Origin of the sequence: Pseudomonas sp. WC2401, assembly GCF_041200115.1 — a bacterium.
In the GTDB taxonomy this organism is placed as follows: domain Bacteria; phylum Pseudomonadota; class Gammaproteobacteria; order Pseudomonadales; family Pseudomonadaceae; genus Aquipseudomonas; species Aquipseudomonas fragi.
This window is the reverse complement of record NZ_CP165623.1, coordinates 1,234,173-1,247,851: the sequence shown is the minus strand read 5'-3', so window position 1 is coordinate 1,247,851 and position 13,679 is coordinate 1,234,173. Positions and strand designations below refer to the sequence as shown.

The 13,679-nt window shown below is 58.4% G+C and carries 13 protein-coding genes; 10 read left to right on the top strand and 3 right to left on the bottom strand.

Annotated features, from left to right (window positions below; all coding sequences use genetic code 11):
• The first annotated feature begins 77 nt into the window (after positions 1 to 77).
• The 5 genes from AB3G35_RS05675 (at position 78) to AB3G35_RS05655 (ending at position 4,227) form a co-directional block, all read left to right on the top strand.
• Positions 78 to 635 carry a DUF2796 domain-containing protein gene (locus AB3G35_RS05675; protein ID WP_106116875.1) on the top strand — a complete coding sequence of 186 codons (558 nt, stop codon included), beginning with the start codon at positions 78 to 80 and terminating at the stop codon, positions 633 to 635.
• A 139-nt stretch (positions 636 to 774) separates the two neighbouring features.
• Complete coding sequence (locus AB3G35_RS05670; RefSeq protein WP_106116876.1) at positions 775 to 1,485, top strand: ABC transporter ATP-binding protein; 711 nt, start codon at positions 775 to 777, stop codon at positions 1,483 to 1,485.
• Position 1,486: 1 nt separating this feature from the next.
• A complete protein-coding gene (locus AB3G35_RS05665; protein WP_134049161.1) occupies positions 1,487 to 2,752 on the top strand; it encodes an ABC transporter permease in 1,266 nt (421 codons plus the stop codon).
• Positions 2,753 to 2,777: 25 nt separating this feature from the next.
• A complete protein-coding gene (locus tag AB3G35_RS05660) occupies positions 2,778 to 3,287 on the top strand; it encodes a DUF3299 domain-containing protein (protein WP_169844898.1) in 510 nt (169 codons plus the stop codon).
• Positions 3,288 to 3,528: 241 nt separating this feature from the next.
• Positions 3,529 to 4,227, top strand: coding sequence for an OmpW family protein (locus AB3G35_RS05655; protein WP_016779215.1), 699 nt, complete (start codon positions 3,529 to 3,531; stop codon positions 4,225 to 4,227).
• Between the two features lie 60 nt (positions 4,228 to 4,287).
• Here the strand turns inward: AB3G35_RS05655 and AB3G35_RS05650 are convergent, their stop codons facing one another.
• The 3 genes from AB3G35_RS05650 to AB3G35_RS05640 all read right to left on the bottom strand — a co-directional run bounded on the left by AB3G35_RS05650 (position 4,288) and on the right by AB3G35_RS05640 (position 8,353).
• Positions 4,288 to 5,217: an NAD-dependent epimerase/dehydratase family protein gene (locus tag AB3G35_RS05650; RefSeq protein ID WP_106116878.1), complete on the bottom strand. Its 930-nt coding sequence runs from the start codon at positions 5,215 to 5,217 to the stop codon at positions 4,288 to 4,290.
• Complete coding sequence (locus AB3G35_RS05645; RefSeq protein WP_106116879.1) at positions 5,210 to 6,094, bottom strand: sugar nucleotide-binding protein; 885 nt, start codon at positions 6,092 to 6,094, stop codon at positions 5,210 to 5,212. The genes AB3G35_RS05650 and AB3G35_RS05645 overlap by 8 nt, the downstream gene beginning before the upstream one ends.
• Positions 6,095 to 6,238: 144 nt before the next feature.
• On the bottom strand, positions 6,239 to 8,353 hold the full coding sequence (locus AB3G35_RS05640; protein WP_169911146.1) for a mechanosensitive ion channel family protein: 2,115 nt from the start codon (positions 8,351 to 8,353) through the stop codon (positions 6,239 to 6,241).
• Positions 8,354 to 9,034: 681 nt separating this feature from the next.
• Here AB3G35_RS05640 and AB3G35_RS05635 point away from each other — a divergent pair.
• From AB3G35_RS05635 to AB3G35_RS05615, 5 genes are all read left to right on the top strand, one after another.
• Entirely contained in the window at positions 9,035 to 10,762 is a 1,728-nt protein-coding gene (locus tag AB3G35_RS05635) for an AMP-binding protein (protein ID WP_369782725.1), read from the top strand.
• Between the two features lie 229 nt (positions 10,763 to 10,991).
• Positions 10,992 to 11,921, top strand: a complete 930-nt coding sequence (locus AB3G35_RS05630; RefSeq protein ID WP_340079014.1) for a hypothetical protein — start codon at positions 10,992 to 10,994, stop codon at positions 11,919 to 11,921.
• 27 nt (positions 11,922 to 11,948) lie between these two features.
• Positions 11,949 to 12,200 carry an acyl carrier protein gene (locus AB3G35_RS05625; protein WP_016779209.1) on the top strand — a complete coding sequence of 84 codons (252 nt, stop codon included), beginning with the start codon at positions 11,949 to 11,951 and terminating at the stop codon, positions 12,198 to 12,200.
• A gap of 31 nt (positions 12,201 to 12,231) precedes the next feature.
• Positions 12,232 to 13,110, top strand: a complete 879-nt coding sequence (locus tag AB3G35_RS05620; protein ID WP_196883177.1) for a hypothetical protein — start codon at positions 12,232 to 12,234, stop codon at positions 13,108 to 13,110.
• A complete protein-coding gene (locus AB3G35_RS05615; protein ID WP_369782369.1) occupies positions 13,107 to 13,679 on the top strand; it encodes a hypothetical protein in 573 nt (190 codons plus the stop codon). Before AB3G35_RS05620 ends, AB3G35_RS05615 begins: the two co-directional genes overlap by 4 nt.

Sequence of the window (13,679 nt, the reverse complement as noted above, 5' to 3'; positions counted from 1 at the left end):
GCACACGGGCAAACTCTCGGCATACTTGTTATAAGATCACATAACAAAATTTTCACATTTCTTGCCGGAGTCCTCCCATGCGCCGTTTGCTTCTTGCTTTGCCGTTTGCCTTGTTGCCGCTGGCGATGGCTCATGCCGCCGACGCTCACGACCATGAGCACGACAGCCTGCCACCCCACGAGCATGGCGTGGGCAGTTTGAATGTCGCGCTGGACGGTCAGACCCTGGAACTGGACCTGGACGGTCCGTCGATGAACCTGGTGGGTTTTGAGCATGTGGCCACTACTGAGGCAGACAAGGCCAAGGTCGAGTCGGCGCGCAAGCAACTGGAAAACCCGCTGGTGCTGTTCAGCATTCCCAAGGCCGCCGGTTGCACTGCCGAGGCCCAGGAACTGAAAAGCCCGCTGTTCGACCCGGCACCTGAAGAAGGCAGCGCCAAGGGCGAGCACCATCACAGCGATATCGAAGCCCACTATGCGTTTACCTGCAGCACGCCGGACGCTTTGAAAACGCTGGATCTGTCGCAGTTTTTCAAGACATTCCCGGGCACGCATAAATTCAAGGTGCAACTGATTGGCCCAAGTGGCCAGCAAGCGGTGGAAGTGACGGCCAAGGCACCTACGCTGAAGTTTTAAACACCTGCCTCCCCCTGTGGGAGCGGGCTTGCCCGCGATGACATCACCTCGGTGTGCATGACAGACCGCAGCGTCTGAATCGCGAGCAAGCCCGCTGCCACAGACAGTATTCCCCCACTCCCAGGCGATTCTCCCCCCCATGACCCAAGCACTTATCGAACTGAGCGACCTGAGCTTCAGCTGGCCGGGCCACCCCGTGCTGCTGGATATTCCGGCGTTTCGCCTGGAGCCGGGTGAAACCCTGTTTCTCAAAGGCCCCAGTGGCAGTGGCAAAACTACTTTGCTGGGCCTGCTGGGCGGCGTGCAAAAAGCCAACAGCGGCACCATCCGCCTGCTGGGTCAGGAGTTGGGGGAGCTGGGTTCAGGCGCCCGCGACCGCTTTCGGGTTGATCACACCGGTTACATATTTCAGCAGTTCAATCTGCTGCCGTTTTTATCGGTACGCGAGAACGTCGAACTGCCATGCCACTTCTCCAGGCTGCGTGCCAGCCGCGCCGTGCAACGCCATGGCAGTGTGGATAACGCCGCGCAAACCCTGCTCACGCATCTGGGCCTCAAAGACCCGGCGCTGCTGGAGCGTCGCGCCGATTCGCTGTCCATCGGCCAACAACAGCGCGTGGCCGCCGCCCGTGCCCTGATCGGCCAGCCCGAACTGGTGATTGCCGACGAGCCCACCTCAGCCCTCGATGCCGATGCTCGCGAAGCCTTTATCCAGTTGCTGTTTGCCGAATGCCGCGAGGCCGGCGCCAGCTTGCTGTTTGTCAGCCATGATCAAAGCCTGGCGCCTTTATTCGACCGTAACCTGTCGCTGTCTGAACTCAATCGCGCCGCCCTGTCGGTAGAGGTCTGAGATGTATCTGTTTCGTCTAGCGCTGGCCAGCCTGGCCAACCGTCGCTTTACCGCACTGCTGACCGCCTTCGCCATTGCCCTGTCGGTATGCCTGCTGCTGGCCGTCGAGCGGGTGCGCACCGAAGCCCGCGCCAGTTTTGCCAGCACCATCAGCGGCACCGACCTGATCGTCGGCGCCCGTTCGGGCTCGGTCAATCTGCTGCTGTATTCGGTGTTTCGCATCGGCAATGCCACCAACAATATTCGTTGGGACAGCTTTGAGCACTTCGCCAACAACCCCAAGGTGAAATGGGCGATCCCCATGTCCCTGGGCGACTCACATCGCGGTTATCGGGTGATGGGCACCAGTGAAGCGTATTTCGAGCACTACCAGTACGGCCACAAGCAAAACCTCAAGCTGGCCAGCGGCCGCCCTTTTGCCACTGATCCATTCGAGGTGGTGCTGGGCGCCGAAGTCGCCGAGGCCCTGCATTACAAACTGGGCGACAAGCTGGTGCTGGCTCACGGCGTGGCAGCGATCAGCCTGGTCAAGCACGACGACAAGCCGTTTACCGTGGTCGGCATTCTCGCGCGCACCGGCACCCCGGTAGATCGCACGCTGCATATCAGCCTGGGCGGCATGGAAGCGATCCACATCGACTGGCATAACGGTGTGCCAGCCCACGGTGCCGGGCGTGTCAGCGCCGACCAGGCCCGTAATATGGACCTCACGCCCCAGGCCATCACCGCGTTTATGCTGGGCCTGAACAGCAAGATTTCGACCTTTGCCCTGCAACGGGAGATCAACGATTTCCGCGGTGAGCCGATGATGGCGATTTTGCCCGGCGTGGCCCTGCAGGAGCTGTGGAGCCTGATGAGCACCGCTGAAAAAGCGCTGTTTGTGGTGTCGCTGTTTGTGGTGCTGACCGGTTTGATCGGCATGCTCACGGCCATCTTGACCAGCCTTAATGAACGTCGCCGCGAGATGGCGATTTTGCGTTCCGTGGGCGCCCGGCCCTGGCATATCGCCACCCTGCTGATTTTCGAAGCACTGGCGCTGGCATTGGCCGGGGTGATCGCGGGCGTAGGGTTACTGTATGTATGCATTGCCGTAGCCCAAGGCTATGTGCAATCCAATTACGGCCTGTATTTGCCGCTGGCATGGCCAAGTGAATATGAATGGACGTTGCTCGGCGGTATTCTGGCCGCAGCCCTGCTGATGGGCTGCGTGCCGGCATGGCGCGCCTACCGACAATCGCTGGCCGATGGTCTGTCCATTCGTTTATGAGCTTGAGTCTATGAAAAGGTCTGCAATGTCCCGCGTGCTGCTGGCGCTGTTACTGCTGGTTGCGACCCCGCTGTGGGCGGCCGAACCCAAGGAGCTGACCTGGTCGGAGATGATCCCGGCGGATGCACCGCCTGAAGCACCGGACATGACGCCGCTGCACGACCTGTCGCAAATGGGCAGCATGGAAGCCGCTCCGGCAGCCAAACAGGACTTGCCCAATGCGCCGGTGGTCCCGGCGCTGGATGGCCAGTTGATTCGTTTGCCGGGGTATATCGTGCCCCTTGAAGTCAGCGAAGACGGGCGTACCACCGACTTTTTGCTGGTGCCCTACTTCGGCGCCTGCATCCATGTGCCGCCACCGCCGTCGAATCAGATCGTGCATGTGACCAGTAAAGAGGGGGTCAAGCTCGACGAGCTGTACCAGCCGTACTGGATCGTCGGGGCACTGCAGGTCAAGCCAAGCACCAGCGAACTGGCGGATGCGGGGTATCAGATGGATGCTCAGCGGATCGTGGTGTACGAACTGCCTGAGTAAACCCAAAGGCCCCTCACCCTGGCCCTCTCCCAGAGGGAGAGGGGACTAAAAGCAAAAGCAGGTTTGCGCAACGCCCCCAATCAGCCCCCTCTCCCTCCGGGAGAGGGTTGGGGTGAGGGCGCTCTTGGCAATTAACGAATTTTTCACAACTTCACGCTTTCATTGAGCTGGGTCAACTGGACAGGCCGGGGCGCTCATTACCATTGGTTATATAAATTTTAAATATCCCAATGGAGCTCCCATGCACAAGTCTTTGCTCAGCGCAGCCGCCCTTGCGCTCGCCGTCGTCGCCCCTCTGGCCCATGCACACACGGAAGGCGACATCATCGTGCGTGCCGGTGCCATCACGGTAAACCCGAAGGCCGACAGCTCCAGCGTCAAGGTTGATCAGGGCCCGCTAGCGGGCGCCGACCTGGGTGGCAAGGCAACCATGAGCAGCGACACGCAATTGGGTCTCAACTTCGCCTACATGATCACCGACCATGTGGGTATCGAACTGCTGGCAGCCACACCGTTTGAGCATGACGTCAAACTCAAGGGCACCGGCCTGGCAGCCGCCAACGGCAAACTGGGTACCCTCAAGCACTTGCCGCCAACCCTGAGCGTTGTGTACTACCCGCTGGACTCCAAGTCGGTATTCCAGCCTTATGTCGGTGCCGGTATCAACTACACCTGGATCTACGACGAGCACGTCGGCAGCCGCGCCAGCGCCGAAGGTTTCGACAACTTCAAGGCAAAAAACTCGTGGGGCATGGCCTGGCAGCTGGGTGCTGACTATATGCTGACCGACAACATCATGATCAACGCCCAGGCACGCTATATCGATATCGATACCCGTGCCACCGTGGAAAACAACGCCGTTGCGCCGGGCACTCGTGCCAAGGTCAACGTAGACGTCGATCCGTGGGTCTACATGGTTGGCCTGGGCTACAAGTTCTAAACCCGGCAATCATAAAAAAAGGCGCCTTTGAAAGGCGCCTTTTTTGTGGGCGGGCGGTTACTAGCGGCCTAGCAGGCGCGCCAGCCCGATACTCATTGGTGTGGTTTCACCCAATGTGAAGCGCTGCAACAGACGGCTGTTGTCGGCACGCGAATGGCGAATGTCGCCAGAGCGGGCCGGGCCGTGGCTGATCGGCGGCAACTCGCCGACGACTTCGCTCAGTGCAGCAAGCATCTGGTTGAGCGTGGTCGCTTTGTTCAGGCCAACGTTCACAGCGCCTTCTTCTGCGTTCTCGGTTTCAACGGCTTGCACCAGAATCTTCACCAGATCGCCAACGTAGACGAAGTCACGCGTTTGTTCGCCATCGCCGAAAATGGTGATCGGCAAACCCTTTTCAGCGCGCTCACTGAAAATGCTGATCACGCCCGAGTATGGCGAGGAAGGATCCTGGCGTGGGCCAAAGATGTTGAAGAAGCGGAAAATGACCGGCTCCAGACCATGCTGTCGACGATAGAAATCCAGGTAGTACTCACTGGACAGCTTGTCAGCTGCATACGGTGTCAGCGGTGCTTTAGGGGTGTCTTCAACAATCGACTCACCTTCGCCGTTATTACCGTAGACCGCAGCACTGGAAGCGAAAACAACGCGCTTGATGCCTGCCTCGCGCATGGCTTCGCACACGTTCAGGGTGCCGATGAAGTTACTTTGGTGGGTACGCACCGGGTCGTCAACCGAGGCTTGCACCGAAGCAACTGCTGCCAGGTGAACCACAGCGCTGCAACCGGCCATGACTTTGGCAACCAGTGCGGCGTCAGCCACGTCGCCTTCAATCAGTTCGACCCGCGAGTTGTCCATTGGCAGGTTGCTGCGTTTGCCTGTGGACATGTCATCGAGAATTCTTACGGAGTAGCCCTTGGCCAACAAGGCGTCTACCAGATTGGAGCCAATAAAACCGGCGCCACCGGTGATTAAAACGGGAGCATCAACCATGACGATAAAACCTGTCCAGTAAAGTGGGGAGTGCCGCACGCCAGGCGCGAGGCTTGATCCCGAAGGTGTGTAGAATTTTTTTGCAGGCCAGCACCGCGTGCTGGGGTTCTTCTGCCGCATCGGGCCGTGCGGCGTGCGCCTGGGGTGTCGGCGCTTCAATTGCCAGCGGGTGCAGGTTGCGGGCCTCGGCCAGGATCGCCTGCCCCAGCGCCAGCGGCGTTGTCGCCTCATGCCCGGCGTAGTGGTAGGTGCCCCACAGTGGCGCCGCGCAATCAAGCTGCTTGAGTACCGAGATAATCACCCGCGCAGCATCATCCACCGGTGTCGGGTTGCCCCGTCGGTCATCGGCCATCAGCAACTCGCCCGGCTTCTCGGCCTGGGCCAGGAAGCGCCCCAGAGTGCCATCGGGGCTGTCATCGAGCAGCCAGCCAAAACGCAGCAGTACATGTTGCGGGCAAATGGCCCGAACACTTTGTTCAATGCGCCACAACGCCTGGCCGCGCAACCCAAGCGGGACGGGTTCGTCTTTTTCGCTGTAGGCCGTCGCCCGCGAGCCATCGAACACCCGATAGCTGGAAGGCTGCAACAAGATGATGTTGTGGTGCTGGCACAGCTCCGCCAGACGCTCGACAGCGCGCTCCTGGCTGGCAAGCCGGGCCTCGCTTACTGACTGCGCCTGAAACCAGTCGAAGTAGTACGCAAGGTTGATGACCGCATCCGGGCGGGTGTCATCGAGCAGTTGCGTGAGGCTCGCGGCGTCCCAACCGTCTTGCGGCGGGCGCGGGGCTAGGAAATTGATGTCTTCCTCGGCACCCAGACGAATCAGCGCCTGCCCGAGGGCATTTCCGCCGCCCAATAACATAAGGCGCATTCGCATAAAGTATGCAGGCTCAGTCTATTCAGAACGGTGATGTATACCAGAAAATCAGCCGTGAAAGCTGCTGACCCTAATCAAGATAGCCGCATTTTGCGGGTTTCTGGCCCACACGTCACTGACAAACTGCCTCATGCTAAAAGGCCTTCATTGGGATCCGGGCGGAATATCCGTCAGTAATACCCCAGACCGTTGCGCCAAAGCCTGCGCTGGCGGCGTTTGTTCCGTCTCGCGCACGGGCATCAGAAACCCCTGTGGATAATGTTGCGCGAAATGAACATCCGCCGATTTATCCACAAGCTTTTTCAGCCGGTCGTTGAATGCCCGGCTCACGGTGTTCTGCGCCCCGGACATGGTGCGGAACTGCGCGGTGATGGTCACGCCGTCGAGGTTCATGCTGTCGACCCCGAAAATCGTCAGCGAACCTTGCAGGCTGAGCCTGAGCAAGGGGTCATTGCTGATCTGGTTGCCGGCCTCGCGGATCAGGGCAGTGGCTTTGTCCATGTCGGTGTCATAGGTGAACTGCACTGAGAAAAAGGCATAGGCAAACTGCCGCGAATGATTGATCACCGCCTTGATCTGTCCAAACGGTACCGAGTGGACAAAGCCACGCGAATCCCTCAGGCGCAAGGTGCGAATGGTCAGCCCCTCCACTGTCCCCGCGTGGGCGGAGTCGATCACCACCCAGTCGCCGACCGAGATGGTGTCTTCAATAATGATAAACAGCCCGGTGATCACATCCTGTACCAGTTGCTGGGAGCCAAAACCGATGGCCAGGCCGATGACCCCGGCACCCGCCAGGAAAGGCGCAACGTTGACGCCCAGATTGGCCATTGTGGTGATGGTGCAGATCACCACCAGAATCACTTTGATCGCATTGCGCGCCAGCGGCAGGATGGTTTTGATCCGCGTGCTGGGCTCATGGCTGCCACGGCGGTTGGTGGCCGGTTCCAGGGCTTGTTGAATGGCCGTATCGAGCACCACCCAGGTCAGCCAGGTCACCAGCAGAATCAACAGGATATGGCCGAGTGAGTCGCTGATGACCTTGCCGGTACTGCTGTCTGACGCAAAGGCCAGCAACGAAAAACCCCAGACTTTGGCCAGCAACTCGATAAAGGTCACGGCCAGGGCAATACGCAGCAGTGCGTAGACCACGCCTATAAACCGCTCCTGGTAGGCCCCCGCACGCTGGGTTCGGGTTCGAAACGAGTGGTGCAGCACCGTGCTCAAAAAAACCGTACCGATCAGCAGGCCCGATGTCAGCAAGGCACTGCGCAAGGCGCGTTCACTGCCCTCGCCCACCCCCAGCAAATTACGCGCACTCACCAGCAACATCAGCAGCACAGGCCAATACCAGAGCACCGAAAAAATCCGCAAGGACTCCTGCAAGGCCGGCTGCCCGAGCCGCTGCGCCAGGGCCCGATTGCGAATCAGGTGGGCCACCGGGCGCCGCACCCGCACCACCAGCCAGGCAAACACACAGCACGCCAGCAGCCCGGCAAACACCGACAGGCAACTGGCGATATTGCCACCAATTTGCCGGGCGATTTGCGGGCTGCCCATCGCATCACTCAGGGCTGAAGAGAAACCGATGAAAAACAGCGGGCGCCTGGAGTACTGGCGAATGATCTGCACCGCGCGCCGCTTGTGCCCCGTATCGAACAAGGTGCTGAGGGACAGCACCAGCGCCACGCAAAACACCCCGCCGCTGCCGGCATACGTCAGGCTCAGGCCGAACGAGCGGCCCAGCGTGTCTTGCAAGAATCGGCTGGCATACAGGGTCAGCAACAAGGACAGCAGCGCGGGCACCATATACGGCGCCACATACTTGACCAACGCCTGAATGCGCGGCCTGCCAGCAATCGGCCGGGTTGTGAGCAGATAACGCGCCAGCCATCGCCCGACAAACATCAGCCCGAAAAATGCGCCAAACCAGATGACCGACAACAGGAAGAAATCGGCCAGCCCGCGCCATGACGGATGGCTGGATGCCTGCTCGACCAGTGCCCCCACTTCATCAGCCGCACGCTCGGTACGCAGCCCCCAGGTGTCCAGCAGGTGCATGCTCAGGCCCAGTTTGTCCTGAACCTCATCCATGCCAGCACCCAAAGCCCCCAGCAGGCCGCCATCAACCAGAACAGGCGGCTTCCCATCCGCCTCTTCGGCCTTGATCACGGAAGCCAGTGTGGGCGCGGCTTGGAGCAGGCCGTTGCCTGAAAACAACACGACGAACAACAAAATCAACGTTTTGAATTTGAACAAACCCGGGGGCCTCCTGAGCATCCTTGACAGGCCAGCCGAATCGAAGGGATTAGGCTCGATACGGGGCGCGCCTGCGTTTTCGATCAAGTGGAGCATAGTCAATGTCACGTCAGCTGCCGGAAATAATCGGTCGAGGCCTAACAGAAGTTACCGCCCTGGCATACACAACCAGACAAAATGTGTAATCAAAAAACCTGCCTTCAGCACCGCAATAAACGACCAGAAGAAAATCAAGCTCTCAATAAGTGACAGGCATCACTATTATTAAATTAGTTCGACCGCCTCGATAAACGAAAACTTTAAAACTCGGTTTATTCTGCCTCACCCAAGACTTAGTTAAGACCGCACGACTGACTTATAACGTCGCCACGTACTACAAAAGCAAACAACTGCTCACGCCATTTAAATACAAAACACCCAACCCAGAGCACTCAACGTTTAGAACGTTAAACAGCTGCACACCCAGTTAAAAACTAGCCAATACCGCAGATCGCAAACCAACATGAAAGATTATGAAAGTTTCACCTGACATATTTACAAACACTATTTCATCCCCTAGAGTCCGCCACACCGGGCACTACAGGTTTGTATGCTCATTCGAGTGCTGTATTGAATTTGTAACATTTAACAGTCTTACTTGACTGACTTGACTGACTTCCCGGAGTTCGGAAATTGGAAACAATGATCGATGCTGTTTTGTCTGCCCTGGATAACCCACAGCAAAGCGCACTGCGACAGATTACTGTCATAGAAGAGAACGGGGAAGAAAAGAGCATTTCCTATGCGGCATTGGCACAACAAGCATTGGCTGTTTCTTCAGCCCTGACCGAACTGGGGGTTGTTCGTAATGACTTGGTTATTCTTGCCCTGCCGGCATCCATCGATCATTTGTTGCTACTGACGGGATGCGTGTTGATTGGCGCCTTGCCTTGCACGGTCGCGCTGCCTGGAAGGCTGATGGCAGACTCGCCGCGCAACCAGATACATGTTGCCTGTCAGTTGTTTGCACCGCGCCTGTTGATCGCATCCGAAAGCAACACCCCCGCACTCCAGAGTTTGCTGGCTCGCATGCCTGTGCGTGTGGTCTCAAGCGCAGAGGTGAGGGTCGCTGCCAGCGCAGGGTTTCCAGTGCGCGTGGAACGCTGCCAACCAGACAGCGGCCATCATGTGCAACTGACGTCGGGCTCGACCGGTCGCCCCAAGGCCGCCATCCTCAGCCATCGCAATGTCATCGCCAATGTGCGCGGTATCGGCGGTGTGGTTGGCTACAGTGCCGAGCGCGGCGACGCCTCTGCTTCCTGGCTGCCGCTGCATCACGACATGGGCCTGGTGACGCTTCTGTCGAACCTGTATTACCAGGCACCCCTGCTGTTGATGCAGCCGGCCAGCTTTATTCGCAACCCGCTGGGCTGGCTCAAGCGCATGTCCAGCTTTGGCGCAACCACCACGGCGGCGCCGACGTTCGCCCTGCAGTATTGCATTCGCCGTTACCGCGAAGCGTCCATGAAAGAGGTGGATCTGCACAAGTTGCGCAATATCTTTGTCGGCGCCGAAAGGGTGGATGAAGTTTGCCTGCGGGACTTTGCACAGACATTCGCGCCGCACGGGCTTTCACGGTCTGCGCTGCAGCCTTGTTACGGCATGGCGGAATCGACGCTGGCGGTGACCATGCACAATACGAACTTCAATTACGACAAGCAGGCGCTCGCCTACGTCATTGCTGACCGTATCGATTCCGGCGCGGTGATCGACCATTGGCAGGCTCGCCGCGCGGACGAGAACACTCGCAGGGTAGAAACCGTACTGTCGATGGGCCGGCCGATTGAGGGCATGCAAGTTGCCGTCAAAGCCCTGGATCGTTCCGACGCCAAGGACCGCGAAGTGGGCGAGATATTTATACGCGGCACCTCGGTCATGTCCGGCTATTTACCCGCCGCAGGCCAGGCCGAGCCGTACCAAAGCGGCGACTGGTTTGCGACCGGGGATATAGGTTATCGAGTGGATGAACATGTGTTTGTACTCGGCCGCAAGAAAGAACTGATCATCATCCGGGGCAGTAATTATTTCCCCCATGAAATTGAAGATGTCATTGCCTCACATCCTTTATTGGCCAGCGGTGGTAATGCCATTGCGGCCTTCGGCATCTACGACGAAGCGCAGAGAACCGAAAGCCTGGCGATTATGATCGAGCTTGACGCGAAACAGGCTCAAATCGAGCTGCGCACCCAACTTCAAAACCAGTTGCGCGACAAGTTTGGATTTGGTGCCCACGCCATCACCTTTGTAGCACCCGGAAGTTTGCCACGCACCACCAGCAACAAACTTAAACGCCTGGAGTGTCGGACAATTTATCTCCAAACAGTAATGGACAATAAAGACAAAACCGATATAGCGCAGCTTGTTATTTAAAGTACCCGCCAGCCAGTGACACCGATCGTCTGACGCACTGCAACTTTTAAATACTGGATCACTCACTATGCAAACCTTGACGCAAGGTATGGATGCTCGTTCGTCACGTCATTCATTATTGAATCTTTGTGCACAACCGGTTGTTCATCGCTTATCCATATATGGCGAACTGCCTGCTCACTTGATCCAAATTATCTCGCGCGCTTGCGTGCGATTGATGGATTCAGACATGTTGATTTCGCAGACGATGCACAACTACGAGTCTGCCGAACAATTGAACCGACCCTCGGTGGCCCTGTCGCAGCCGACCCACGAGTTGGAACATATTCTGGAGCGCATTCAGCAAGACGGTCTGGCGTTGCACTACCGATCCTTCATGCAGAACTTCGCCCATTTGTTTTCGCTGTTCCTGACGCCGGATCAATATGCACGGGCCCGCGCCAGCATTGATGCCGGCAGCGCCCTGCGTTTCCTGATGAGTGATGCCGGCGGCCCAACCCTCACGAGCTGGCGCACGGTCGCCCAGCCGGAAGGTGAGGGTTTCAAGATGCATATCGACAAGGTCTGGGGCATGTACGCCAACCTCGACGGTATGGCCATCGTCGCCGCCCGCACGCCGGGCTCGTTTTTCCCGTCGGCCTTCCTGGTCTGGCCCGAGCAATACAAGACCCTCAAGCGAACGCTCTGCGGCGAGCCCTTTCTCGGCGATGTGGTGCAGTTGGGGAACGTCAAGGGCACGGTGCAGGTTTCCCAGGAGGATCGCCTGACAGTGGGCGGCCCCGCGGTACTCAAAAAATACCTGACGACGGTACGGCCTTTTCTGGTGCGCGCACTGATGGCCCATCTTGACTGGCTGGCTAGTCAGGGGCGCCTCGAACTGACGCCGGACGAACGCGCGTCCCGCGATTTCATCGCCGCCGCCGCCCGCACCAAGACGCTCTCCGACCGCTACGAGAGCGAAGACGTGCAGCGCGTACTGGCACTGAAACTCGCCTCCAATGAACTGCTTTTGCATCTGGTCAGCCGCGGCGCCGTGCCGAGTTTTCTCGACCAGCGTGACCTGTTGGCGTTTACCAAAATGGAAGGCAGCTCGTACCGCTGTTACCACGAATTGCGCGCAAGCATGCGCGTGGCCAAGCCTGAATCCGCCTCACTTTAATCCGCTGTACCCCCAGGAGAAGCACCTATGACAACGACGACTGAAACCCTCAACACCCTGGAACTTCTGAAGAAAGAAGCCGCCAAGATTCTCAATATCGAATCCGTCGATACCCACGTCGGCTTGGGTGAACTGGGTATCGATTCACTCAATGTGGTTGAGCTGATCGTCTATTGCGAACAGCTCTACGGATCCATTGACCCTGAGCAACTGAACATCACGCAGTACACCACCCTGGAGCAAATCGACACCCAGTTGCATCAGCAACAAGTCGCCTGATCGCCAGCCACCCTCATACCAGAAGCTCACCATGTCGAACTCGCCGCCCTTTGCATCAACGCCGTCACTTGGCACCGTTCCGGCTTTCACGGTCCATACGCTGGCTTACCTGCGCACAGAAACACCCTTTGTGTCGCCCCAGGTGAGCCTGGAGGATGCAGCGTTGGCGTTGGGGCAGCGGGTCGGCGATGAGGCGTACCGTTATGCAAGCGACGCAGGGCCTATCGACGATTACGTGGTGAGCTCGACCGTGCTGTCCCAGTTTTTGGCAGACGGTTCGCCCCATGCAGACTATTTCCAGGAGGCGATTGCCACCCGTTACGGGCGCCGTCCTGACTGGATAACCAACGCCTATGAATGCACGGGTTGGGGTTTCATCCTGCGCTATATCCAGGGCAAGGCGCAGTTCAACGGGCGTCGCAGGCTGTTGCTGCAGATTGTCGACACAGACATCCACAATTTTACTTACTGGCTAGGCAACAACCGTTGGGGCAAATCCGGGTTTGGCATCTGCACCTTAGTGATTGATGTAATTGCAGAGGCTCAAAACATGCTGTTCATCGGCACTGCAAGCCAGGCCAATGCGCTGCTGCAATTAGGGCGAGGCCTGCGCAGTTTCACCGAAAGCCGGCCTGGCCTGGGTATCGCCGTACCGTTTTTCCCCGAGATGTCGCGCCGCGCCCTGTTCAAGTGCTTCGATACGGCTTGCGTGCACGCCGACCATTATCAGCGATTCGGTCATTCCTTCGGCAGCGACCCCTGGCTTTCACTACTGGGCGAGCTTGGCGCAGGCTCCGCGCACCCCGGCAGCGACTGCATCGTGTCGTCGCTGGCCATGAACGGCTATTTTTCGATTGCCCAGATAACCCTCGCGCCCGATCTGCACCATGCACTGGAAGGTGAAATGTGAAGAGCGCGCAAACCTGTTCGCTGCTGTTGCAGCGCAATCCGGATCACAGCCGGCCTGTCCCTTGTTCAGCTCGCAACCTGCCACTGTTCGAAACGCAAGACTATGCACGCCGAAGTGTGTACGCACACGACAACCCCACCCCGGTGCTGGTCAACAACCAGCAGTACTACACCCTGCTGTCGACGCTGGCCCGGCACATTTGGGACCGCTGTGGTGAGCACACGCGGCTCCTGGCGCAGGTACGCATGCCGTCCATCGACCTTGCGTTGCCAAAAAACCTGCTCGATCCACGCGTAACGCTGGGCGCCCATTTATCCAATGAAGCCCTGTTCTGGGCACGCCAGCTAGAGACGCCGGTGGTCTGGATCAGCGCCGAACAGATTCGGCGCGACCTGTGGGACGGCGGCGATAACCGCCTGCATATCGCCGCCTGGAATACCGCACACACCCCAGCCATCACCGAGTGGTTCTTGCCCGACCTGGACTACTTCGTGGCGCAGGTGCACCCATCACCTGTGCATGGGCCGTTCACCACATCTCAACCGAAATGCACGCACGTACAGGGGTGA

Bases quoted from the DNA above. Each gene is read 5' to 3' on its own strand.
- AB3G35_RS05625 (WP_016779209.1), top strand. From the start codon at position 11,949: ATGACAACGACGACTGAAACCCTCAACACCCTGGAACTTCTGAAGAAA.
- AB3G35_RS05645 (WP_106116879.1), bottom strand. From the start codon at position 6,094: ATGCGAATGCGCCTTATGTTATTGGGCGGCGGAAATGCCCTCGGGCAG.
- AB3G35_RS05620 (WP_196883177.1), top strand. From the start codon at position 12,232: ATGTCGAACTCGCCGCCCTTTGCATCAACGCCGTCACTTGGCACCGTT.
- AB3G35_RS05665 (WP_134049161.1), top strand. From the start codon at position 1,487: ATGTATCTGTTTCGTCTAGCGCTGGCCAGCCTGGCCAACCGTCGCTTT.
- AB3G35_RS05670 (WP_106116876.1), top strand. From the start codon at position 775: ATGACCCAAGCACTTATCGAACTGAGCGACCTGAGCTTCAGCTGGCCG.
- AB3G35_RS05630 (WP_340079014.1), top strand. From the start codon at position 10,992: ATGTTGATTTCGCAGACGATGCACAACTACGAGTCTGCCGAACAATTG.
- AB3G35_RS05675 (WP_106116875.1), top strand. From the start codon at position 78: ATGCGCCGTTTGCTTCTTGCTTTGCCGTTTGCCTTGTTGCCGCTGGCG.
- AB3G35_RS05660 (WP_169844898.1), top strand. From the start codon at position 2,778: ATGTCCCGCGTGCTGCTGGCGCTGTTACTGCTGGTTGCGACCCCGCTG.
- AB3G35_RS05635 (WP_369782725.1), top strand. From the start codon at position 9,035: ATGATCGATGCTGTTTTGTCTGCCCTGGATAACCCACAGCAAAGCGCA.
- AB3G35_RS05650 (WP_106116878.1), bottom strand. From the start codon at position 5,217: ATGGTTGATGCTCCCGTTTTAATCACCGGTGGCGCCGGTTTTATTGGC.
- AB3G35_RS05655 (WP_016779215.1), top strand. From the start codon at position 3,529: ATGCACAAGTCTTTGCTCAGCGCAGCCGCCCTTGCGCTCGCCGTCGTC.